This window comes from Paenibacillus jepli, from assembly GCF_047238105.1.
Classification (GTDB): domain Bacteria; phylum Bacillota; class Bacilli; order Paenibacillales; family Paenibacillaceae; genus Paenibacillus_D.
The window spans coordinates 1,351,649-1,373,381 of the sequence record NZ_JBDFMD010000001.1; the positions used below are offsets into that span (position 1 = coordinate 1,351,649).

General features: G+C 55.3%; 20 protein-coding genes. 9 read left to right on the forward strand and 11 right to left on the reverse strand.

Going from position 1 to position 21,733, the window contains the following annotated elements; genetic code table 11:
• The first annotated feature begins 122 nt into the window (after positions 1-122).
• Both ABC336_RS06195 and ABC336_RS06200 read left to right on the forward strand, forming a co-directional pair.
• Positions 123-296, forward strand: coding sequence for a YycC family protein (locus ABC336_RS06195; RefSeq protein ID WP_413237844.1), 174 nt, complete (start codon positions 123-125; stop codon positions 294-296).
• On the forward strand, positions 293-535 hold the full coding sequence (locus tag ABC336_RS06200) for a hypothetical protein (protein WP_413237845.1): 243 nt from the start codon (positions 293-295) through the stop codon (positions 533-535). The genes ABC336_RS06195 and ABC336_RS06200 overlap by 4 nt, the downstream gene beginning before the upstream one ends.
• Before the next feature lie 26 nt (positions 536-561).
• Here the strand turns inward: ABC336_RS06200 and ABC336_RS06205 are convergent, their stop codons facing one another.
• Both ABC336_RS06205 and ABC336_RS06210 read right to left on the reverse strand, forming a co-directional pair.
• Positions 562-1,263 carry a DUF2225 domain-containing protein gene (locus tag ABC336_RS06205; RefSeq protein ID WP_413237846.1) on the reverse strand — a complete coding sequence of 234 codons (702 nt, stop codon included), beginning with the start codon at positions 1,261-1,263 and terminating at the stop codon, positions 562-564.
• Positions 1,264-1,653: a globin domain-containing protein gene (locus ABC336_RS06210; protein WP_413237847.1), complete on the reverse strand. Its 390-nt coding sequence runs from the start codon at positions 1,651-1,653 to the stop codon at positions 1,264-1,266.
• Between the two features lie 543 nt (positions 1,654-2,196).
• Here ABC336_RS06210 and ylbJ point away from each other — a divergent pair.
• The 3 genes from ylbJ to ABC336_RS06225 all read left to right on the forward strand — a co-directional run bounded on the left by ylbJ (position 2,197) and on the right by ABC336_RS06225 (position 5,863).
• Complete coding sequence (gene ylbJ / locus ABC336_RS06215; protein ID WP_413237848.1) at positions 2,197-3,255, forward strand: sporulation integral membrane protein YlbJ; 1,059 nt, start codon at positions 2,197-2,199, stop codon at positions 3,253-3,255.
• A 68-nt stretch (positions 3,256-3,323) separates the two neighbouring features.
• Complete coding sequence (locus ABC336_RS06220; protein WP_413242449.1) at positions 3,324-4,121, forward strand: NAD kinase; 798 nt, start codon at positions 3,324-3,326, stop codon at positions 4,119-4,121.
• A 2-nt stretch (positions 4,122-4,123) separates the two neighbouring features.
• Complete coding sequence (locus ABC336_RS06225; protein ID WP_413237849.1) at positions 4,124-5,863, forward strand: ABC transporter ATP-binding protein; 1,740 nt, start codon at positions 4,124-4,126, stop codon at positions 5,861-5,863.
• 65 nt (positions 5,864-5,928) lie between these two features.
• Here ABC336_RS06225 and ABC336_RS06230 read toward each other — a convergent pair whose 3' ends face one another.
• On the reverse strand, positions 5,929-6,606 hold the full coding sequence (locus ABC336_RS06230) for a YutD family protein (RefSeq protein WP_413237850.1): 678 nt from the start codon (positions 6,604-6,606) through the stop codon (positions 5,929-5,931).
• A gap of 73 nt (positions 6,607-6,679) precedes the next feature.
• Positions 6,680-7,576 carry a lipoyl synthase gene (lipA, locus tag ABC336_RS06235; RefSeq protein WP_413237851.1) on the reverse strand — a complete coding sequence of 299 codons (897 nt, stop codon included), beginning with the start codon at positions 7,574-7,576 and terminating at the stop codon, positions 6,680-6,682.
• A gap of 225 nt (positions 7,577-7,801) precedes the next feature.
• On the opposite strand from lipA, the gene ABC336_RS06240 reads away from it, so the two are divergent.
• On the forward strand, positions 7,802-8,896 hold the full coding sequence (locus ABC336_RS06240) for a M23 family metallopeptidase (RefSeq protein WP_413237852.1): 1,095 nt from the start codon (positions 7,802-7,804) through the stop codon (positions 8,894-8,896).
• Here ABC336_RS06240 and yunB read toward each other — a convergent pair.
• The 6 genes from yunB to ABC336_RS06270 form a co-directional block, all read right to left on the reverse strand.
• On the reverse strand, positions 8,893-9,762 hold the full coding sequence (yunB, locus tag ABC336_RS06245; RefSeq protein WP_413237853.1) for a sporulation protein YunB: 870 nt from the start codon (positions 9,760-9,762) through the stop codon (positions 8,893-8,895). The genes ABC336_RS06240 and yunB overlap by 4 nt on opposite strands.
• Positions 9,763-9,919: 157 nt before the next feature.
• Positions 9,920-11,254 carry a sulfatase-like hydrolase/transferase gene (locus ABC336_RS06250; RefSeq protein WP_413237854.1) on the reverse strand — a complete coding sequence of 445 codons (1,335 nt, stop codon included), beginning with the start codon at positions 11,252-11,254 and terminating at the stop codon, positions 9,920-9,922.
• Between the two features lie 30 nt (positions 11,255-11,284).
• A complete protein-coding gene (locus ABC336_RS06255) occupies positions 11,285-12,859 on the reverse strand; it encodes an extracellular solute-binding protein (RefSeq protein ID WP_413237855.1) in 1,575 nt (524 codons plus the stop codon).
• Between the two features lie 45 nt (positions 12,860-12,904).
• Positions 12,905-13,780, reverse strand: coding sequence for a carbohydrate ABC transporter permease (locus ABC336_RS06260; protein WP_413242450.1), 876 nt, complete (start codon positions 13,778-13,780; stop codon positions 12,905-12,907).
• Between the two features lie 27 nt (positions 13,781-13,807).
• Positions 13,808-14,665 carry an ABC transporter permease gene (locus ABC336_RS06265; protein WP_413242451.1) on the reverse strand — a complete coding sequence of 286 codons (858 nt, stop codon included), beginning with the start codon at positions 14,663-14,665 and terminating at the stop codon, positions 13,808-13,810.
• Between the two features lie 244 nt (positions 14,666-14,909).
• Positions 14,910-17,270 (reverse strand): helix-turn-helix domain-containing protein, encoded by a 2,361-nt coding sequence (locus tag ABC336_RS06270; protein WP_413237856.1) that lies wholly within the window; start codon positions 17,268-17,270, stop codon positions 14,910-14,912.
• A gap of 245 nt (positions 17,271-17,515) precedes the next feature.
• On the opposite strand from ABC336_RS06270, the gene ABC336_RS06275 reads away from it, so the two are divergent.
• The 3 genes from ABC336_RS06275 to ABC336_RS06285 all read left to right on the forward strand — a co-directional run bounded on the left by ABC336_RS06275 (position 17,516) and on the right by ABC336_RS06285 (position 20,784).
• Positions 17,516-18,295 carry an SDR family NAD(P)-dependent oxidoreductase gene (locus ABC336_RS06275; protein WP_413237857.1) on the forward strand — a complete coding sequence of 260 codons (780 nt, stop codon included), beginning with the start codon at positions 17,516-17,518 and terminating at the stop codon, positions 18,293-18,295.
• Between the two features lie 280 nt (positions 18,296-18,575).
• Positions 18,576-19,349 (forward strand): SDR family NAD(P)-dependent oxidoreductase, encoded by a 774-nt coding sequence (locus ABC336_RS06280; protein WP_413237858.1) that lies wholly within the window; start codon positions 18,576-18,578, stop codon positions 19,347-19,349.
• 58 nt (positions 19,350-19,407) lie between these two features.
• Entirely contained in the window at positions 19,408-20,784 is a 1,377-nt protein-coding gene (locus tag ABC336_RS06285; RefSeq protein WP_413242452.1) for a mandelate racemase/muconate lactonizing enzyme family protein, read from the forward strand.
• A gap of 287 nt (positions 20,785-21,071) precedes the next feature.
• Here the strand turns inward: ABC336_RS06285 and ABC336_RS06290 are convergent, their stop codons facing one another.
• Positions 21,072-21,641, reverse strand: coding sequence for a YdeI/OmpD-associated family protein (locus tag ABC336_RS06290; RefSeq protein ID WP_413237859.1), 570 nt, complete (start codon positions 21,639-21,641; stop codon positions 21,072-21,074).
• Positions 21,642-21,733 lie beyond the last annotated feature (92 nt).

Below are 21,733 nucleotides of genomic sequence, written 5' to 3' on the forward strand. Positions count from 1 at the left end.
ATGCGCCGCGCCGGGACGGCTCCCGCCATCTGCCGGATTTGCGCAACCGCCGCAACAGGTGTATAACTAAAACTATGCCATACTATGTCGATTGATTTTGAATTTCCGGGAGGTATATAACCATGTCCAGACCTTTACAGATTTCTGCCGAGACTGCCGTCAAGCTCTCCGAGCAGCTAGGCGTGCCCATCGAGCATCTGATGCATATGCCGCGCCATATCCTGCTGCAAAAGATGGCAGAACTAGCAGCCAAAGAAGCTGCCGAGCCGGGACCAAAGGACAAGCCCGAATCATGATTCCATTCGAACGCTGTCTGCCTTATGATCAGACAATGGGCGATCTTTATCTTCCCGAGTGCCCATTCTGTCAGGAAGAGCATGTGCTGCTGCCGATGAAGCCCCGCGAGCTGCAAGAGATCCGCGATGGCCGCAAGCGGCTGCTGGTCTTCCCCTGCTGTCGCAACAAAGTGACACTGCTGGACGCCGACAACGATTATCTGCTGACGGATACCGTCATCCGCCGCTTGAGCAATTAAGCCAGACAGCTGCCCGGCTTGCCAGCTCAGGATTGCTGCATCTCCTCCGGCATCTCCAGCTTCTTGGCCAGCATCTCTTCTCTTAGCAGCTGCCATTGCTCCCGCGAAGCGCGGATCATCGCGGCATCGACGATTTTTTTGTCGTGGATGACGCGCGAGAACCATTTGACTGCCGCATAAGGATCATCCAGCCGCCGGTACAACTCGCCGATCAGATACATCAGACGGGCGTTGTTGACTGAGACGCCTTCCACCTCGTATACCCGGACATAAGCATCGAGAGCGAACTGCAGGAAGCGCAGCTCCTGTTCGGTATCCTCCTTGTACCGGTAGAGCCAGGCAATATGGTGCAGGAGGCCTGCGATGATCCGCTCCTTGTCCTTGACCGTCTGCGCGCATAACAAGGCGAGCTTGTAGCTCTGGAGCGCCTGCTCCCACGAGCGCTCGCCCCCAAAGTCGCGGGATACCCAGCTGCTGCCGAGCTTGTCGCGGTAGAGCCGGCGCTGCGCTTCGTTCAATGCAGACAGCGAATTCTCGGTCGAGGCGAAGCCGCAGTCCGGACAGACGCGAACCACATAATAATCGGGATTATGCCCTTCCTTGTAGTAAGCGCAGAAGTCGCTGTCAGTGCGGATGGCTTTCTTGAAGCTCTGCCTGATGCGCGATGTCTCGAACGTTCGCTCGCAGCAGATGCACTGGGTCTTGATCGTATACAGCGGTTCGAGCACCTAATCGTCCTCCTCTTCGGTATTGATGAAATGAAAGGCGGGACCCGACAGCCGATCCAGTACCGCCTCGCGCAGTTCGGTCGACATCCCGACTTCCTCCAGCGCCTGTCTCATGCAATCCAGCCAAGCGAGCGCACGCTCCCTGTTTATCGGAAACGGCATATGGCGCGCCCGCATCATCGGATGGCCGTACTGCTCGGAGTACAGCATCGGTCCTCCGAAGAACTGGGTCAAAAACAGTGTCTGCTTGTCCATCACGGGCGTGATATCTTCCGGAAACAGCGGTCCCAGCAGCGGATGCGCCTGCACCTTCGGGTAGAATGCTTCCACGATGGTACGAATGCCCGCATCGCCGCCAACCGCTTCGTAGATCGTCATTTTATTGTTCATTATACGTCAGAGCTCCATTTTCTTGAATATTCCGGAGGGCCGCTATCCCCTCCACAACTAGAGACCATTATACCATAATGGATCGTATCAAGTTGACTGGACTGGCTGTCTGCGCTGCCTTTCGCGGGGAAACCAATGCCTGAGCGGACCTACGCCAAAAACACACAGTTCCTTCAGCGATCGCTGACACTGTGCGTCAAATATGGCCTATGGTTGCGATCCAGCTCAATAGCCGTTCCAGTCTTCTTCACCCGAGCCCGGGATCGACTGGCGGATTACAAAGGCAAACAGGCAAGCCAGAATTCCGGCGACAAATGCCATCTGCACCACCCCAACCGTTCCGTGATAGAGGTTTATAAAGCTGAAAGCCCCACTTTATGAACGCTCAATAATATTATTCTAACATACCCCCCGCCAAAAATCAGTCTATTTTTGCAAGCGTTTTCTATTTTTTTATATGGATAATCGTTATTTGTTCAGGGATGTTTGTCCATCCCGTCGCATATATCTCCTAATAAAGGCGGTATCTCGAGGGGGGCTGTTATGCTGCGCCGACTTTGTTCGCCCGTTGTTCTGAGCGCTATGATCGCCTGCATACTCACCCTGCTCATGACATTATACACGGAAGCAGCTTTGTCAGCCTCGATCCGGGGCATCTCGATCTGGTGGGAGGTCTTATTCCCTTCATTATTCACTTTCTTCGTGCTCTCCGAAGTGCTGCTCGGTTTTGGGGTGGTTCATTTCTTCGGGACGCTGCTGGATCCCCTGATGCGACCGGTGTTCCGCATCCCCGGGATCGGCGGCTTCGTCCTGACGATGGGACTGGTAGCGGGCTACCCTGTAGGCGCGCGCCTGACGGCGCAGCTGCGGGAGCAAGGACTGGTGAATCGCTCGGAGGGCGAGCGGCTCGTCGCCTTCACGACGTCCTCCGACCCGATCTTCCTGATCGGCGCCGTCTCAGTCGGCTTCTTCCATAATGTCGCTGTCGCCCCGCTGCTCGCGGCTGCCCATTACGGATCGGTCATGCTGGTCGGAGTGGCCATGCGCTTCCATGACCGCCATGCGCCGACGACGCCGCCGCCCGAAGGGCAGCAGACGGATACCGGGCGGCTGCGGGCTTCCCTGACGGCCATGCACCAGGCCAGGCTGGCCGATGGGCGCGAGCTCGGCACGCTGCTCCGCGATGCGATCCAGTCGGCACTGCGGCTTATGCTGGTCGTCGGCGGGCTCGTCGTCTTCTTCTCTGTCATGATGGAGGTGCTGACGCAAGCTGGTATCCTCCCCCGATTCGCCGACGCCATCGAAGCTTTGATGCGTCTGCTCGGGCTCCCTTCCGCCCTTGCCGACGCCATCGTCAGCGGGCTGTTCGAGGTGACGCTGGGCAGCCGTGAAGCGGGTCTGGCCGGCGGCGGTCTGATCCATCAACTGGCTATCGCTGCCTGGATCTTGTCGTGGGGCGGCTTATCGGTCCATGCGCAGATCGCCAGTCTGATCGGCAGCACAGGCATGAGATACGGTCCATTTCTTATCGCCCGCCTGCTGCACAGCATCCTGGCTGTGCTGCTCGTCTACCTGCTGTGGGGATGGCTTGGCCCCGTGTGACATTGTGTTTCGGTCCGTTTTCGGCTATCATTCAGTGTAGAATCAAGACGAGGAAGGGGCCGTTATTGTTGAGATATGCTGTATTGGACCGCGGAGATTCCCTCTCGCAAGGACTCGCGGATAAACTTCACCAACTGGCGGCGGACAAAGGCTTCGAACATCATCAGGACGAGCCTGAGATCGTCATCTCGATCGGTGGAGACGGCACGCTGCTTCACGCATTTCATACCTTTTTGCATAAGCTGAACCACGTCTCGTTCATTGGCGTTCATACCGGACATCTCGGCTTCTACGCTGACTGGCAGGCCAATGAGCTGGAGGACCTCGTCGACCGGATGGCTTCAGCCGAGCCGTTCCTGGTGAGATACCCGCTGGCGAAGATCGAGCTCGATACATCGGATGGCAAGACCGAATATCTCGCCCTGAACGAGTTTACGCTCAAAGGCGTCAACGCTACACTGGTCGCCCAGATCAATGTCAATGACGAGCTCTTCGAGATGTTCCGCGGCGACGGCATCGTCATCTCCACCCCGACCGGGAGTACGGCCTACAACAAGAGCGCAGGAGGTGCTATCCTGCATCCGTCCATCCCGTCGCTGCAGATCGCCGAGATTGCCTCGATCAACAACCGCGTCTACCGGACATTAGGTTCTTCGATCGTCCTGCCGGAGCATCATCATGTCGATATCATCTCCAAGAAAGAACAGCGTCTGCTCCTGGCGATCGATCACATCAATATCGAAAGGGAGGACATCCACGCCATCCGTTGCAGCGTCTCCGATCAGCGGATCCGGTTTGCCCGCTATCGTCCGTTCCCGTTCTGGAACCGGGTGCGCGAGGCTTTCCTGGGCTACGATGTAAGATAGCCATGAAGGAATTGCGCATGTACCTGAAGTTCGTCAAGCCATATCAAGGGCTTGTCGCGCTTACGCTTGCCATCGGCATGGTCAAGTTTGCGATCCCGCTCATGCTGCCGCTGTTCCTGCAGCATGTGATCGACAACATCCTGATGGCAGAGAAGCCCGTCGCCGAGAAGACCAGCGAACTGCTGACGGTGTGCGGGCTTGCTTTTGTCGTCTTTATCATCGTCCGTTATCCGATCGAGTACTACCGGCAGTATTACGCGCAGCTGACGACCAGCAAGATTCTGTATGATCTGCGCAACAAACTGTATGCCCATCTGCAGCGGCTGTCGCTGCGCTTCTACCAAAGCCGCAAGAGCGGCGAGATCATCTCCCGGATGGTCAACGATGCCGAGCAGACCAAAGCGATTGTCGAAACCGGCCTGATGAATATCTGGCTGGACATCTTCACGCTGTCCATCGCCATTGTCATTATGGCGGGTATGAATCTTACACTAACACTGGTAGCGATTATTATCCTGCCTTTCTATGCTTACGCCGTCAAAAAACTGTACAAAAGGCTCCGGGACTATTCACGCTCCCGCTCCGCAGCGCTTGCCGATATGCAGGGCTATCTGAATGAGCATGTCAACGGCATTCCCGTGGTCAAAAGCTTCACGCTGGAGCAGCACGAGCAGGAGCAGTTCGGCGGCAAGAATGGCCATTTCCTGAGCCGGGCCATCGCCCTGACCAAGTGGAATGCGCTGACCACCGGCATCATCAATACGCTGACCGAGCTGGCGCCGCTGCTCGTGCTCGCATACGGGGGTTATCTGGTCATCACCAACAATCTCACGCTCGGTGAGTTTGTAGCTTTCTACGGCTACCTGGACCGTCTATATACCCCGCTGCGGCGGCTGGTCAATGCGTCCACGACGCTTACCCAGGCATCGGCTTCGATGGAACGGGTCATGGAGCTGCTGTCGGAGCCCGCTGACGTGACCGATGCGCCGGATGCCAAAGTCTTGAAAGGGGTCCGTGGAGAAGTCGAGCTCGACCGTGTCTCCTTCCGCTACCGGGAGGACAATGAATGGGTGCTTCGCGAGGTCAATCTTCACATTGCGCCCGGCGAGACGGTAGCCTTGGTAGGCATGAGCGGCGGCGGCAAATCGACGCTGATCAGTCTGCTGCCGCGCTTCTATGATGCGCAGGAGGGCGAGATCCGGATCGATGGGCAGGAGATCCGCGGGCTCACCTTGCAGAGCGTACGGTCCCAGATCGGCATGGTGCTGCAGGACAACATCCTCTTCAGCGGCAGCGTCCGCGAGAACATCCTGCTCGGCAATCCGGATGCCACCGAGGAAGCGATGCGCGAAGCCGCTCGCCGCGCCAATGCCGATGGCTTCATCGAGTCGCTTCCGGACGGGTACGACACCGAGATCGGCGAACGCGGCGTCAAGCTCTCGGGCGGCCAGAAGCAACGGATCGCGATTGCCCGCGTCTTCCTGAAGGATCCGGCCATCCTGATTCTTGACGAAGCCACATCTGCACTGGATCTGGAGTCCGAGCAGCTCATCCAGACGGCGTTGAAGGAACTGGCTGAGGAGCGGACGACCATCATCGTTGCACACCGGCTCTCGACGGTCACCCATGCCGATCAGATCATCGTCATGGAGCACGGGGCCATCGTGGAGCAAGGCAGACACGAGGAGCTGATGCAACGCGGCGGCGCGTACGCTCGGCTGTACAATGTCCAGCATTTGTAGCGGGCAGCGGGTAACAACAAAAAACGGCCTGGGGCTTACTTGCCCTGGCCGTTTTTTGATTTGCTTTATGACGGCTTGCCCCCGCCTGCTCTGGCGCCTGGAGGAGTGCCTTCACGTTTCTTGCCTTCTCCGGCCTTGCCAGAGACGGCCGCAGACTGCTGACCTCTGCCGTCTCCAGCCCGGCCGGCACCTTTGGATTCGCCTCCCCGCATCTCAGCCTTCACGTCAGCACCTTTTGACTCATGATGACGAGCGTCGCTGCTCCTCGGCTTGCCTCCCGAACGGGAGCCGCGATTACGCGACTTGTAGGGCCGTTGATTGCGAGGAAGCAACGGTGCAGGCTCTTGCGCAGCAACTACAGGTTCCTGCTCTGTCATAGGCAAGCCTGCATCGGCCGGTTCGCCGGCAGGCTCCGTCTCGTGATGCTCGGGCTCAGGACCGTAGTCCTGGGAAGGATCCGACTTTTTCGATGTTGCCGATTTTTGCAGTACAAAATAGGCGCAGCCAAAGTTGCAATATTCATTGATATAATCGGACATGAAGGAAAAACTCGAGTCCTTGGTTGCCTTGGGATGACTGTCCCGAAAAAAACCTTTGAGCCGGAGCTGTCCATAGCCCCAGTCTCCGATAATAAAATCATAACGTTCCAACACATCGCTGTAACGGTCGCGGAATGCTTCCGCATTCCAGGCCGTCTTGTGCTCGTGTACCAGCTCGAACGTACGTCCACCAATATGAATCAACGCAAATACACTCCTTTGTCCATCCTATCCGGCAGGGCCGATGCTACAGCCCCTGAAGGCGAAGCAGCCGATATTATCTGGCTGTGGTCTGAGCCTGCTCGGCCGACTTCACCTGCTCATGCGCATGGTAGGAGCTGCGTACCATCGGTCCGGACTCCACATGGCTGAAGCCGCGGGCCATTCCCTCTTCCTTCAGCTTGGCAAACTCGTCCGGATGCACATAACGCTCAATCGACATATGCTTGGGCGACGGCTGCAGATACTGGCCCAGCGTAAGAATGTTGCAGTCCACCGCTCTCAGATCGTCCATCGCCTGGAGGATCTCGTCCCACCGCTCGCCTACGCCGAGCATGATGCTGGACTTGGTCGGGATGTTCGGCTGCAGCTCCTTGGCCCGGCGGATCAGCTCCAGCGAACGGGCATACTTGGCCTTGGCGCGCACTCTGTCGGAGAGCCGCTCGACCGTCTCGATATTATGGTTGAGGATATCCGGCTTAGCGTCCATGACGACTTTGAGCGCATCCCAGTTGCCCATAAAATCAGGGATCAGCACTTCCACACTGCACAGCGGCAGCTTGCGGCGGATCGCCTTGATCGTCTCGGCGAAGATCATCGCTCCGCCATCCGCCAGATCATCTCTTGCGACCGAGGTGACGACGCAATGCTGCAGACCCATCTGCACTGCGGCATCCGCGACACGCTCCGGCTCGGCAAGATCGAGCTCGGTCGGCATGCCCGTGTTGACCGCACAAAAGCGGCATGCCCGGGTACAGATATCACCCAGAATCATAAATGTAGCCGTCCGGTTGGCCCAGCATTCATAGATGTTCGGGCAGCGCGCTTCCTCGCAGACCGTATGCAAGGTTTTGGAGCGCATCATGTCTTTGATTTCCTTATAATTGCCATCGGTCGTCAGCTTGATACGCAGCCATTCCGGCTTGGGCAACTTTTCACGTGGTTTAGTAGCCATAGGAGCATTACCTGCCTTATTTGTATTCAACAGACGCCGCGCGCCCGCTTATAGAGATTGTTCAAAAAGACCGTTACACACCTTTTTGAACTGGATTATGGTCACATCTCATCCATTATAACATGAATCGGATAAAATCCAATGATATGCAAATGATAACCTACAGGAAAGTCCCGGTCATATCCGGGGTTAGAGGAGATAGACTTTAACAGGAGGTGCTTGTCCGTGCGGCAAGGGAGAACATTGACACGCGCGCTCGCTGTGACGCTGTTGACTGGGATGTTATCGACGTTCCCGTTACCGGATATCGGAAGTGCACGGGAAGCGGTGCTGACCCAGACTGAAAGCTCTCCCGTCCCAAGTGAGTGGACGGCGTCGGATCCAAAAGCATCATCGGATCGCTCGCAGCAGCTCGGCCAGCGTCGGGAGCTGTTCGAGCGGATGAGCACGGTGACGACGATTCCATGGTATTATTTTGCGGCTATCGATCAATATGAACGCTCCTTGAACAAAGCCTTGCCGAAGAGGCGGCAAGCCAGCGGCGAATTGCTCGGCATCTATATCTCTCCGGAGGCATGGGGCGGCACGCTCAACCCGGACAGCAGCGATACAAGCCCTGCCGGTATTGCCTTGTTCGGCGGCATAGGGCGCGACGGCAACGGGGACGGCAAGGCCGACCGCAGCAACGATACCGACCTGCTCTACACGATCGCGCACCACGTCCTCAAGTCGGGGACCAGCCAGGAAGACTTTGGCATCGGCCTATGGGAGTACTATCAGAATACGCGGGCGGTTCAGCGTATAACCCAATTTGCCAAGATCTATGCCACCTTTGGCCATTTGGACTTGTTCGAGCACGCCTTCCCCGTCCCGGTAGGGACACGCTACTCTTACCGCAGCACCTGGGGTACAGGACGCTCCTGGGGCGGCTACCGGATCCATGAAGGCACCGACATCTTTGCCGATTACGGCCTGCCGGTCCGCAGCACCTGTTATGGCATTATCGAGATCAAGGGATGGAACCCCTACGGCGGCTGGCGCATCGGCATCCGCGACCTCGACAACGTCTACCATTATTACGCGCATCTCTCCGGCTACGACAAAACTGTCGGCGTCGGCGATGTCGTGAAGCCAGGCCAGGTGCTCGGCTGGGTCGGCAGCTCGGGCTACGGCAAGCCGGGCACGCAAGGGAAATTCCCGCCGCACCTGCATTACGGCCTGTATCGGGACCGTGGGCTTGTGGAGTGGGCATTCGATCCTTACCCGTCCCTGCGGGCCTGGGAGCAGAGCGACCGCAAGAAAAAGAAGGGGAGCGGCTAAGGCCGCTCCCCTGTTCCATATGTCACGTCTGGAGAAGGAGACAGCGCCCCTCCTTCGATCAGACCGCTGCGGCGTTCCTCCAGCCGCCCCATCGGAATCGCAATATTGGGCGCGCCTGCGGCGCTGTTGCCCACAGGGTTGCCTTTATTGTCGTAATAGTACATCGGCACATCGCCGACGACGAGCAGGTACGAGATCGGGATCTCCGTCTGCACGATCTCCGGCTTCGTATCGAACGGGATGATAATCGCCACCTCCGTCGCGATCCGGATGTAGACTTCCACAAGAATGTTGTTGATGCCTACATTTTCCTGACGGGTGTGGAGATCGACCTTGACGGCGCCGATCGGCTCGAACCGGACCGGCACCCGCGGCCCGAAGGAGGACAGGATGGCGCTGCCGAGCGCCCTGCCGACGGGGATGCGTTCCGGCATATTTTTGACCTCTTGCAGGGTTGATTGTACGGTATTGATCGTCTCCGAGGTGATGCGCATATGTTCGGAATAGTTGATCATGAAGCCGGAAACCTTGCCGTTCTCCGTCATCTTCCAGTCGATCAGCCCTTCGATATCCGACCGGCCGGCCACCTGCTCGCTGATCGCCTTGTTGATCGCCTGGGTCGCCACCTGCTTGATCCGCAGCTGGGCGATATTCATGAGCGGCGGCCGCAGGTTGCGCTCCATGAAGATGAAAAATTGGAAGCCCAGCAAAGCCGTGATGAGAAGCACGATCCACCACAGCTTGCGCCTCTTGCCGCGCGGCTTCCTCGTCCCGGCTTGCCTGAACTTCGCCGGCTTCGGCCGTGTCCGCATCCCGCCGAACCCGCTCCATCCGATCTGCCACCGCCGTCTGCCCCATCTCGCCATCCGCATCCCTCCCCGCTGCAGCGCATGCTTGGCATTCCTGTCCCGCTAGTATCAGCTTATGCGGCGGGGACGGGAAACAGAAGGAAACCCTAAAGCCAATCCTGCAAAAAAAGACAAGGAGCGCAGATGCTCCTTGTTTTCTAAGTGAGTATGGATTTCAATGGACGTCTAACACTTGCGACCACTCGCGTTCCCATCGCCTTTCCACGGACTCCCGCCAGCGCATCGCTGCTTCCGCAAGCTCTTTCGCAAGCGCCGGATACGTCTCACGAATATTAATTCGCTCCCCCGGATCATCCGCGACATTCGAAAGATGTACGGCATCGCTGGCTGGCGCGCCTTCTTCCAGTTGTCCATTCAACACCAGCTTCCAATTACCCCGCCGGATAGCCGTCTGTTCACCGAGTTCCCAATACAGGTCCCGCTCGGGCAGCTGCTCGCTGCGTGACAGCAAGGGGATAAGATCCCTGCCATCAAGTTCAAGCTCCGCCAAGCTGCCTCCTGCTGCCTTTAGAATCGTCGGCAGGACATCGACTGCGCAGCATGGTTCGGCAATTATCTGCCCCGCCGGTATCCGATCTGGCCAGTTCCAGATCCCCGGTACCCGGATTCCGCCTTCATACAGACTGAACTTGTGTCCCTTAAGGCTCCCCGATGACCCTCCGTAATAAGGATCCTCAGTTCCGTCAAGCCAATTGCGGGATTCCCGGGAAGGGCCGTTGTCGCTTTGGTAAAAAATACAGGTGTTGTTGCGCACGCCTTGCCGCTCCAGCTCTGCCACGATCTCGCCAACGCCATCATCAACAGCGCTGAGCATAGCAGCCATGATTCGGCGATCCCACGGCAGATGAGCAAATCGATCCGTATATTTGCGCGGCGCATGCATGGGATAGTGAGGTGCATTGTAGGCCATGTAAAGGAAAAAGGGTTGTTCCTCATTCGCCGCTTCCCGGATGTGCGCCACTGCGCGTTGTGTAACGAGATCGGTGAAGTACGCGCCGTCCTCATGAACCTCTTCGCCGTTATGCCACAGATCATGCAGCGGATTATGTGGAGCGCCCCAGTAATAAATATGGGAATAATAATCGATGCAGCCGGCCATGAAGCCGAAGGTCTCATCAAATCCATGCCGCTCCGGACGGCTATCCTCCCGTACGCCAAGATGCCATTTGCCGAACAGCGCAGTCGAATACCCCTGCGATTTCAACTCTGAGGACAAGGTGGGAACCGTCGTTCGCAACCCGCTAGTCTGCCTACGACCGCCAAGAATCGAACGCACGCCGGCGTTGGCAGGATACCTCCCGGTCAATAGCGACGCCCTTGACGGGGAGCAGACTGCACTGGCCGCGTACCAGTCCGTAAATCGCGCGCCGCCAGCAGCCAGTCGATCAATATGAGGCGTTCTCACATCATCGGATCCCATGCAAGACAGATCCCCGTAGCCTTGATCGTCTGTCATGAATACAATGACGTTTGGTCTGTTTGCTTTCATGTTCCACCTACTCCTTCTTGCAGCACAGCGTTAGCTGATATAGCGATCATAAGCTTGCTGATACACATCCATATAACGTTCAAGTCCCATCCGATCCAATGTATCCAGGTAACTGTCCCACTCTGAGAAGGAAGAGGCCCCTGTAATGAACCGGACCATCATCTCGCTAATGTAGGTCGTCAAGTCGTTGCCGATCGAAGCGAGCACGGCCGATTCCTCATCCGTGTGCGTAAAGGCCGGCCAGACCTCCATCGGGAAATAGTCGCTCACTTTCTCCGTGCTCTCCAGCGCAGAGGGGTAGCTGGCGCCGCCTTTGGAAAATTTCTCCGTCTGCAGCGTCGGCTGCCCCGAGCCAGGCCACGCCAGGTACTGGCCTACCGCTTCGTCGAGTGTCAGTCCGTTCGGATTGTTGGTGATCTCCTCAACATACTCATACTGGTCATCGCCAAGCGCCCGAAATGTTTCACCTTCTTTACCCATGAAGAAAAGCTTCATGCCTTCCTCCGAGTACCAGTAATCCGCCCAGCGCATCGTCTCCTCGGGGTGGGGGTTGACGCTGGTGATGACAAACGCCCCGGAGCTGCGCAAGGTAGGATTGACACCTGAGATGAGTTGGTCGCCGTGCGGGCCCACAAGCGCACCCATGCCGACAAAATCATCCTTTGTCGTCTGGCCGATCGGCACGGGATTGACAAATACAAAGCTGCCGACCGCATCCGCCTCACCCTTGGCAGTCATTTTTGCATTATTCATCGTAAAGATTTCTTCATCAAGCAGCTTCTCACGATAAAGCTGTGCCATAAATTCCAGCAACTCTCTATAACTATCCTCTGCAGGAATAAATCTCAGCGATCCCTGGTCTTCATCCATATCGACATAAGGATGACCGCTGCCGCGATTGCCCAGCCCCCAGAAACCGCGAAGGGCATGCATAATCATGTCGATATGGGCCCCGGTCAGCGGCACCTCATCCAACTCGCCATTGCCGTTCGCATCCTGCTCGCGGAACGCTTTCAACAGATCATAGAACTCCTCCGTCGTTGTCGGCTCGGAAGCGCCGATCTTATCCATCCACTTCTGGTTCAGGAACAGCTTGAAGCCATAATTCGCCGATTCAAAATCGTTGATAAACGGCAAGGAGTAAATATTGCCGTCCGGCTGTGTAATTCCTCTCTCCACCTCCGGATACGCCTCGAAAAGCCGCTTAAGATTCGGGGCATGCTCAGCGATCAGATCATTGAGCGGGAGGAATATACCTTCCGCACCGTATTTCATCAGATCCGAATTTTGCAGCTGTGCGCGATAGATGGCGTCCGGCACATCGCCGCTGGCCAGCAGGATATTGCGCTTCTCCACAAAACTGGTGTCCGGCACCTGCTCCCAATTGATGTGAATACCGGAAATCCCCTCATACTCGCGCCATACCATCATATTGTCAAAATCCGCATAGACCGGCGCTACGGATGTAAGCATCCGCAGCGAGATGCCAGTGTCCTCCGCCTCACCCGATTGATTCGGACTGGACGTATCGGAAGCACATGCCGCCAGTGACATGACCAACGCTGCAGCAGTCACGCTGGAGAGGATAGAACGAATGTTTTTCATGGTTTTGCCCCCTATATATTCAATGTTAATATGCCTCGCATACCGCTATCCCTTAATAGCGCCAATCATGACTCCCTGTACAAAATATCTCTGCAGCAGCGGATACAGCAGGAGCACAGGCAAGCTGGTTACAACGATGAGCGCGTACTTGATGCTTTCGCCCATTAACTGCTGCTGCACGGCCGATTCGTCCGCAAGATTCATCATGTCCTGCATCTGACTATTGATGAGGATATCCCGCAGGATGAGCTGCAGCGGGTACTTGCTCTGATCCGAGAGATAGATCAATCCGTTGAAGAACGAATTCCAGTGAGCCACGCCGTAGAACAAGGTCATGACCGCCATGATCGGCAAAGATAACGGCAGCACAACCGATACCAGCGTTCGCATCTGCGAGCTGCCGTCGATCAACGCAGCTTCGTGAAGCTCCTGAGGAATGTTCTCGAAGAACGTCCGCATGACAATCAGATTAAACACGGTGACCGCTCCCGGCAGCACCATTGCCCAGTACGTATTGATAATACCGATCGACTTGATGACCATATAAGTCGGAATCAACCCGCCGTTGAAGAACATGGTCATCAAAATAACCAACATGATGATCTTGCGACCCGGAAGCGGACGGGAGAGCGGATACGCACCGAACGTAGTAAGCACCAGATTAATCAGCGTTCCGGTCGTCGCGTATAACAGCGTATTCATAAACCCGTTCAGCACCGCACTGTCTCGAAATACGCGGAGATAGGCTTGAAACGTAATCTCTTTAGGCACAAGCAGCACTTCGCCGCGAATGACCAAAAACGGATTGCTGACGGAAGCGCTAATCACAAATACCAGCGGGTAAAGCACGGCCAGCAGAATTAAACTGAGTATGGTAATATTGAGCACGTCGAACAATCGATCGTTAAGCCCTTTGCGAATCACCTTCATCCCTCCTTTCCTTCTCGCTTACCACAAGCTGTTGCCGCTCAGCCGGCGTGCTGTTAGATTCACGACGACCAGCAAGATAAGATTTACGATGGAATTGAACAGACCGACAGCTGCAGCGAAGCTGTATTGCGCACCGAGAATGCCGCTGCGATAGACGTATGTGGCAAATACGTCAGAGGCAGAAATATTCAAGTCATTTTGCATCAAAAAGATTTTCTCGAATCCCACATTCATGATTGTCCCTATATTTAGAATAAGGAGTATGACGATGGTAGATGAGATCCCAGGCAGATTTATATGCCAAATCCTTTGTATGCGAGTTGCTCCGTCGATCGCAGCAGCTTCATGCATTTGCGGATCGATACCGGACAAGGCTGCGATGTAGATGATAGAGCTCCATCCTGCATTCTGCCAGACATGTGAGCTGACGAACAACGTTTTGAACCAAGCGGGCTCTGTCATAAACGAAATACGGTTTAGCCCCATCCAATCAAGCAGATGGTTTACAATTCCCGTGGTCGGCGCCAAAAATGTCGTCATCATGCCTACCAGTACAACGACAGACAAAAAGTGCGGCGCATACGTAACGGTTTGCACGGTTCGTTTGAATTTTTTGCTGCTGACTTCGTGAATCATAAGCGCCAGCAGGATCGGTATCGGAAACGCGACCGCAAGCTCGTACAAGCTGATGCCGATGGTATTCAACAACAGCCTCATAAAGTAAAACGATTGAAAAAACCGCTCGAAATGCTCGAAACCGACCCATTCGCTTCCCAGTATGCCCCGCATCGGCGAGAACCGCTTAAAGGCGATCTGCACCCCGTACATCGGCCAATAATGAAAGATGCCGAAGAATAACAGTACAGGTATGAGCATGAGGTAGAGTTGGAAGTTTTGGCTGACTTTTTTCAAGTGTAAGGTCCCTCCTTTCTCTGTCGCCCTTCCAATGGCTTGTTATCGGTTCGCCACAGCAACCGCTCCATAAGCCTACCCGCATTTTGAAAACGCTGTAAACAAGCAGTCCTGAACCAGCATGCACATTTTGATTCGGCGGCATAGTGCTTATTTCTATCCACCATGCGTCGTTTGCTTCGTCTTCTTGTCCACCCTTTCCAGCCTCTCACTCCATCCTGCTTATGCTGCGGTAGTTGATCGGCGATACGCCTTCCTGTTTTCTGAACTTGCGACGAAAATTAGCCTCGTCCACATATCCCGAATGTTCAATGATCTCGCCTACTTTTAAATCAGTCGTACGGAGCAGTTCCTTCGCCTTGTCCATACGCAGCTTGTCGATGTACTGCATCAGCGAAAACCCCGTATGTTGCTTGAAAAAACGAGTGACATAGGAAGGGGATAAGCCGGTTTCTCCCGCGATTACGTCCAATGACACACCGTTGTCCGTATAATGCTGATGAGCCCATTGCATCAGCTGCTCCAGCAGCGCTACATGCTTGTTTTCCTTACTATTCTCGACATGTTCACAAAGACTGGCGCATATATTGCTTAACTCTCGCTCGATATCCTGTAGCTGCTCATTCCTTTCTTTCCAGAAGTGGCGCAGCGCGTTCTTCTCCCGCCTGAGCCAGTCGTCGTCCGCTTCCCCCAGACTCCTTGCAATATCCAGCCCGATTCGCCTCCATTCTTCCCTGGAAGCACTCGGCACCAGCGTATGCTCTCTCATCGCCAGTGCGATTTCCCCGATCGCCTGAGCCGCCTCAGTGGCGCGCCCTTCACGGATCGCCATCTGCAACCTGTTTTCACTGGATTGTGGGTGAGCATAGACGTGATCGGTCAGTGACTTCATGACAGCCTGGGATATGACCTGACCGCCTCCCATGTAGTAGCGGTACTGGACTGCAGCCTCTGCCTCTCGCAACGAGACACCGAGCTGTGCTCTGTTACCCGTGACAGAACCGATCCCAGCGGTGACCGAATAGCGAAAATACTGGATGTACACGTCACGGATCCGACCTGCCAATAACTCAAGATCGCTCTGCTCATCATCGGTCTGCCGGAAATTAAGCACCAGTGCGACCGAGGCGGATTCAGGATACCGCAAGGCATAACGGTCGCCCATCTCTTCAGCCAGCTCTTCTGCGATGTTCATAAGGGCGAACAGCTGTGCGTCCTTTTGCGACGGTTTATTGATATGCGTCAGCTCGGAAGCATTGTCAATCTGCAGGAGCATAACAACATAACAAGGATACTGTATCAAGAATTGCGGGTTGTCGAGCATCTGGGCCGTCTCCTCCCGCTTGCCCTCCTCTCCCCGCAGCATGGCAAGCACATACTGCTCCTTTAACAGACGACTGCCTTTTTGCATTTGAGAATACAATGAGTTGTTCTGACTCGTGAGCTCATGGAATGCTCTGGCCACGATCGAATATTCATCGTTCGTTCTCTTTCCTTGCCTAGCGATCTCCCCTTGAACAGGACTTGCTGGATACTGAGTGAACGTCTCGACGGACTTGTTTCCATGAATGTGATCTTTATTTACCTTGCTGGCCAGCAGACGCCATGGCCGATAATGTTGCTTGGCAAACAGATACGACAAGAACAGGCCTGCAGCGAAAATACCCAGCACAGATAACACATAGAACTGCAAAATCGACCGGGTCTCTGCCAGAAACTGTCCTCTTGGCATCATCAATACATAGGTCCAGCCGTTTGCATCTGACGTGAAGCGGAACCGGGACAACGCATCCTCATCCCCAATTTGCCGATCGCTCTCTTCGTATCCATCCGCAACCCACCCCAGCCATTGTGCATGTTCTCCACGAATCTGGCCGAAAGATGTGGACGCAATCAGCTCGTCCTCTTCATCCAGCATGTAAAAATAGCCATCATAACCTCGCATTACTCGATGAATCATCGATGTAAAATGCTGCTCTCGAATGACAAATGCCGCAAATCGCAACTCCTCGCTCCGAGATCCCGGAAAAGGATACGTATACAGTAAAAAAGGACTGACCAGACGCTGATCAGTCGTCCGACGGGATAAAATCTGCGGTTTCTTTTCATCCCGCACTTGCGCTTCAATTCGCTTCGCATATGATCCGTCGTATCCATACATTTGCAAAAAATCGGACAACTCGAATGTGCCGTCAGAGCTCAGTGTCTGAATGTCTGAGCTGTTGCCGTATGCAACAGCGACATCATAAATAAACGAGGATCCGGTTGTATACATCCTCATTTGTTGCAAGGCCCGATAGCTGTCATAACCTCCGTTTGCCATTGCAAACGGACTGAGTTGCGGATTCGTTGGAATCTGCAGGGCGATGCGCTCCATCTCTTGCAGACTGACCTCCGATTTGAGCTTTACCTCTGCCAATATGGCTGCGCTTACCGAGTCAACATTGCTCTGCAATAAGCCGGACAATCGTTCGTAAGCTAGAGTCCCTGTGGCAAGCAAGATGATGAGCATCAGCAGCAAATAAGAAACAAAATATTTATAGAACCGGCTGGATAGCCTCGCCTTCATCGACGCTCCCCTCTCCTTCCAATAAAAAAGACTATCCGACATCTTACCATACATTTCAGAAAGAATGACCGTGCTTATTTTTCCAAGGGGGCTTTTTTGGCAATCGTCAAGCTATAACTGTATCTCCCTTACCAACTCGCGGCTAAACCCTCAAAAAAATTCAAACCAAATCATAAATTTGCGGCATCGCTGCATCGGCGCGTTAGGCCTACAATAAAGAGGAAGCTAGTGAAAAGAGGTGAAGCATGAACCTTCGCAATCAAGTGATCTTCATTACGGATGCCGACCAGCCCAGCGGACGGGCGCTAAGCTTAAGACTCGCACAGGAAGGTGCACGTCTGGCGCTCAACAGTCCATCGGGCGGCGCCGCGATCGGCGAGGAGCTCACAACCGCAAGAGCGGCCGGTGCAAGCATCCATCTGCTCCAACTGGACCTGTGCAGCCGGAAAGCGCTGGCCGAGTCCCTCGATCACCTGGAAGCCGAGCTCGGTCCGGTCAGCCTGCTCGTCCACAACCAGCAGCGATATGAAGCAACCTCGATTGAGGAATGTACGGAAGAGCTGTTCCTGGAGGTGGTGGATACCAATGCCAAAAGCGCCTTCCTCTGCACCCAAGTAATCGGCGGACGGATGGCGGAGCGGGGCAGCGGAACGATCCTGTATGTGACTTCGATTCATGCAGAGAAGCCGACAGGTGCTTCATTCGTATACAGCGCATCCCAGGGGGCAATCCAGATGCTGGCGGCTGAGGCGGCGCTTGCGCTCGGCCGACGAGGTGTACGGGTCAATACCGTCGAGCTCGCTCCTGTTGCCGGCGCAGAGGATCTGCTGTCCAGCTCTATCTCGACACTCTATGATGACTACAGCCGCAAAGCCCCGCTGCAGACAGCCAAGGCGCGCGACCTTGCCGAGCTGGCGCTGTTCCTGTCCGGCGACGAAGCCGGCGCACTGCACGGCGCTACGATCCGACTCGATGGCGGATTCCTGCTGCATTACATGGACCACAAGAAGAAACCCGCGCCATAAGGTGCGAGTTTTCCTTCGGAAAACTTAAGCCTATGCTTCCGAAGCGAGTTTTCCTTCGGAAAACTTAAGCCTATGCTTCCGAAGCGAGTTTTCCTTCGGAAAACTTAAGCCTATGCTTCCGAAGCGAGTTTTCCTTCGGAAAACTTAAGCCTATGCTTCCGAAGCGAGTTTTCCTTCGGAAAACTTAAGCCTATGCTTCCGAAGCGAGTTTTCCTTCGGAAAACTTAAGCCTATGCTTCCGAAGCGAGTTTTCCTTCGGAAAACTTTTAGGAGGTGACATATGGATTTAACCGGTAAAGCCGCCCTGGTGACAGGGGCCGGTACCGGCATCGGCCAGGGTATCGCGGTCGAGCTGGCCCGGCGAGGCGCCAGCGTCGCGATCCACTACAACAACAGCCGCGACGGCGCTGAAGAGACGCGCGGACGCATCGAAGCGCTGGGCGGGCAGGCCATCATCGTCCAAGGCAATATCGCCAGTCGCGAGGACGTCCAGAGGTTCGTCTCAGAGACGGCAGACAGGTTCGGCACGATCAACATTCTCGTCAATAACGCCGCCCTGCAGCTCAATCTCGAACTGCTCCATCATGACGAGGCAAGCTATGACAAGATTATGCATACCAACCTCAAGGGATACTGGCTTTGTACGCAGGCCGTACTGCCTTACCTGAAGAAGCAGCAGTCGGGACGTGTGATCAATCTCTCGTCTGTCCATGCCAAACGTCCGACCGACTTTGATCCCGTCTACGCGATGAGCAAGGGCGGCATCCGCATGCTGACTCGCGAGAGCGCGATCGAGCTGGGCCACTATGGCATCACCGTCAACGCCATCGAGCCAGGGGCCGTCGATGTCGGCAAATCCAAGCATCCGCCGCCTATACTGGCACCTGCCGCAGGAGAAGCACTTGCACGCGACGATCAGAGACTGCACTTCCCGCTCGGCCGTGTCGGCCGGCCCGAGGATGTCGGCCACCTGGTCTGTTTCATCGCCTCCGATGCAAGCGCCTTCTTATCCGGAGCCGCCATCCGCTTAGACGGCGCAAGTATGCTGCTCTGACGCAAGTATGCTGCCAAATCCGAAATACAAGGGAGAGATACGTTTGACAGAGAAGACGATGACGTATGAAGAAACGCTGGCTCATGTCAATACAGCCAGCCGGCCTTCCGACTTGCGGATCACCGACATCCGGTTCACCGATATCGTCGGCGGTCCTTTCCACAGCAGTCTGATCAAGGTGTATACCAATCAAGGCATCACCGGCTTCGGCGAGGTCCGCGACGGCGCAGACAAGGTCTATGCTCTATTGCTCAAAAGCCGCCTGCTCGGCGAGAATCCGTGCCAGGTCGACAAGCTGTTCCGCCGCATCAAGCAGTTCGGCGGCCATGCCCGTCAGGGCGGCGGGGTAAGCGGCCTTGAGATCGCCCTCTGGGATCTCGCAGGCAAGGCTTACGGCGTTCCGATCTATCAGATGCTTGGCGGCAAGTTCCGGGACAAAGTCCGGATGTATTGCGATACCGAGGTTACGGGCCGCAACACCGGCACCGCGATGGGCGAGGCGCTCAAGCTCCGTATGGAGCAGGGGTTCACCTTCCTCAAGATGGATCTCGGCATCGGCCAGCTCATCCATGAACCAGGCACGCTCAGTGCCCCGATCGGCTTCCTGGAGGAGATGCGCGAGAAGTCCCGCAACCGTTATAATCAGAACTTTGACGACATGACCGACGAGCAAATCCGCGAGATTACGAACCGTCATTATGATATCTACAATATTCCCCATCCGTTCACCGGCATCCACGTCACCGAACACGGCCTTGATATCTTGGAGCAGTATGTAGCCGATGTACGGGCAGTGATCGGTTACCAGGTGCCGCTCGCTATCGATCATTTTGGACATATCGGCGTCGAGGACTGCATCAAGCTGGGACGGCGCGTCGACAAGTTCAATCTGGCCTGGATGGAAGACATGATTCCTTGGCAGTACACTGAACAATATGCCCGGCTTGCCCGCGCGGTGAGTACGCCAATCTGTACCGGCGAGGACATCTATCTGAAGGAGAATTTCCGCCCCTTGCTGGAAGCAGGCGGCGTCTCGATCATTCATCCGGACGTCCTTACCTCCGGCGGCATCCTGGAGACCAAGAAGATCGGCGACATGGCCCAGGACTACGGTGTGGGCATGGCGATCCACATGGCGGAAAGCCCGATCGCTTGTCTGGCTGCCGCTCATGTGGCAGCGGCGACGGAGAACTTCATGGCTCTGGAGTATCACTCCTGCGAGGTCGATTGGTGGGATGACATCATCGTCGCTCCAAGCTATGAGGGCAAACTGGTGCAGCAGGGCTTCATGACGTTGACGGATGCGCCGGGCTTAGGCATCGAGGACCTCAACGACGAGGTGCTGGCAGCCCATCTGCATCCCGACATCCCCGGCGTCTGGGAAGCGACGGACCAGTGGAATAAGCTGATCGCGAACGACCGGCTATGGAGCTGATCCTTACCTCGCAATCAAAGTAGAACGGCTATGCCTAAGAGTTTTGCAAAGCAAAACTGGCTTCGTAAGCACACGGCGCAGCAAGTTTCATTCCGGAGAATGATAAGCTGATATAGGAGTGAAACATATAATCTCTTATAATTCAAGGTGAAAAGCCCAGTTTATACTGCCTTGGCAGTATAAACTGGGCGTTCTTTTTTGCCGCATTCCAAGCATCATTCTGGTGCTTAGAGCGCCCTCTTCTTGACCGCCAGGATGTGTTTTGAGGGCAGCCTGACTTTTGTCCTTCACTCCTCAAGAAGCCTTCCGTCATCATGCCACTGGCCGTACATCTTGTTGTGCCTCGTGTTCTCGATCAGCTTGTCCAGCCGCTTCTTGAACAATTCGGGATCTTCCTTGACGCTCTGGATTGTATCGATTCGCACGGTTTGGTACAGGATCGGAAAAGCCACGAAATTCGCATACACCTGTTCATCCTCTTGTAACCGCTGCTCAATCATGGGATCGATCTTGAATGCTCGTGGGTCCATCTCGGGCAGCACCTTGCGGCCATCGTCCGTCATCAGCCCCAGCCTTTCCAGACGGCGCACCCGTTCTTTGTTCAGCTCGGTCCATGAGCTTCTCCTGCTCCGGGGTGACAGCCGCTGTACGACTTCCGTGGGCGAGATTTTCTTCTTGGTGCTGTCGATCCAGCCGAAGCACAACGCTTCCTCAACCGCGTCCAGGTACAACACTTTGTCTGGCTCCGGCTTCATGCTGACGACGACCCAGCAACAGGCTTCTGCCCGACTATTGGCCTCCAGCCAAGCTCTGAGCTCCGTGCGCGATGTGGCTTTGAGTAGATTGGTCATTTCCATACCTGCTCCCCTGCCCCCTACACAAATGATTAGTTAGCTCTATCGTAGCAAAAGAGAGTCCCGATGATACAGCTAAATATCCGACGGCTAGG

Excerpts from the sequence above, each read along its gene's own strand:
- ABC336_RS06195 (WP_413237844.1), top strand. The coding sequence starts at position 123 with ATGTCCAGACCTTTACAGATTTCTGCCGAGACTGCCGTCAAGCTCTCC.
- ABC336_RS06200 (WP_413237845.1), top strand. The coding sequence starts at position 293 with ATGATTCCATTCGAACGCTGTCTGCCTTATGATCAGACAATGGGCGAT.
- ABC336_RS06210 (WP_413237847.1), bottom strand. The coding sequence starts at position 1,653 with ATGAACAATAAAATGACGATCTACGAAGCGGTTGGCGGCGATGCGGGC.
- ylbJ (WP_413237848.1), top strand. The coding sequence starts at position 2,197 with ATGCTGCGCCGACTTTGTTCGCCCGTTGTTCTGAGCGCTATGATCGCC.
- ABC336_RS06225 (WP_413237849.1), top strand. The coding sequence starts at position 4,124 with ATGAAGGAATTGCGCATGTACCTGAAGTTCGTCAAGCCATATCAAGGG.
- lipA (WP_413237851.1), bottom strand. The coding sequence starts at position 7,576 with ATGGCTACTAAACCACGTGAAAAGTTGCCCAAGCCGGAATGGCTGCGT.
- yunB (WP_413237853.1), bottom strand. The coding sequence starts at position 9,762 with ATGGCGAGATGGGGCAGACGGCGGTGGCAGATCGGATGGAGCGGGTTC.
- ABC336_RS06250 (WP_413237854.1), bottom strand. The coding sequence starts at position 11,254 with ATGAAAGCAAACAGACCAAACGTCATTGTATTCATGACAGACGATCAA.
- ABC336_RS06255 (WP_413237855.1), bottom strand. The coding sequence starts at position 12,859 with ATGAAAAACATTCGTTCTATCCTCTCCAGCGTGACTGCTGCAGCGTTG.
- ABC336_RS06265 (WP_413242451.1), bottom strand. The coding sequence starts at position 14,665 with ATGCTCATACCTGTACTGTTATTCTTCGGCATCTTTCATTATTGGCCG.
- ABC336_RS06270 (WP_413237856.1), bottom strand. The coding sequence starts at position 17,270 with ATGAAGGCGAGGCTATCCAGCCGGTTCTATAAATATTTTGTTTCTTAT.
- ABC336_RS06275 (WP_413237857.1), top strand. The coding sequence starts at position 17,516 with ATGAACCTTCGCAATCAAGTGATCTTCATTACGGATGCCGACCAGCCC.
- ABC336_RS06280 (WP_413237858.1), top strand. The coding sequence starts at position 18,576 with ATGGATTTAACCGGTAAAGCCGCCCTGGTGACAGGGGCCGGTACCGGC.
- ABC336_RS06285 (WP_413242452.1), top strand. The coding sequence starts at position 19,408 with ATGACGTATGAAGAAACGCTGGCTCATGTCAATACAGCCAGCCGGCCT.
- ABC336_RS06290 (WP_413237859.1), bottom strand. The coding sequence starts at position 21,641 with ATGGAAATGACCAATCTACTCAAAGCCACATCGCGCACGGAGCTCAGA.